This is a genomic window from Thiolapillus sp., assembly GCF_048562965.1.
GTDB classification, from domain to species: domain Bacteria; phylum Pseudomonadota; class Gammaproteobacteria; order Chromatiales; family Chromatiaceae; genus Thiolapillus; species Thiolapillus brandeum_A.
This window is the reverse complement of the sequence record NZ_JBHNMF010001693.1, coordinates 1-510: the sequence shown is the minus strand read 5'-3', so window position 1 is coordinate 510 and position 510 is coordinate 1. Positions and strand designations below refer to the sequence as shown.

1 protein-coding gene is annotated in these 510 nt (G+C 43.9%); it reads left to right on the top strand.

What is annotated here, in order from left to right; genetic code table 11:
* Positions 1 to 267: 267 nt before the first annotated feature.
* A partial coding sequence (locus ACOCD2_RS26255; protein ID WP_419626459.1) for a Tn7 transposase TnsA N-terminal domain-containing protein occupies positions 268 to 510 on the top strand: 243 nt, incomplete at its 3' end.

Genomic DNA, 510 nt, shown 5'->3' with positions numbered 1-510 from the left:
CCTATACAGTGGGCAGGGGTACCCCCATATTGGCGGTGAAGTGGTTAGAGACCTCATACTATCAATAGCTTACTTGGGTATCTGGTATCCTTTTTCACTCATCAAAGCGGAGAAGAGCCTTAATTATGCGACAATGGAACTATAAATCAACAACTTACGCGTTGATTTATGCATAATTAATGCGACAAATATGCAATAATTGTGCGACAATATTGTGTTTTGCGTGTTAAATTTGCGACAAAATTTTTTTTATAAATACAACGAGTTATGTCAGTCAGAAAAATACCGAGAAACTACCGGGTGATCACGGGGTGTGTGGCCAGCGAAAAATCCGCCAACAACGCCGCCGAATTCGAGGGATCCCTTGAGCGTGACCTTTACCACATGCTTGATTTCGACTGGACCGTGGAGCATTTTGAGGAACAGCCCGTTGAAATTCGTTACAAGGATGCCCGGGGCAAAACAAGAAAATACACGCCGGATGTTCTGATCAAGTACGTGCCGGAAGTC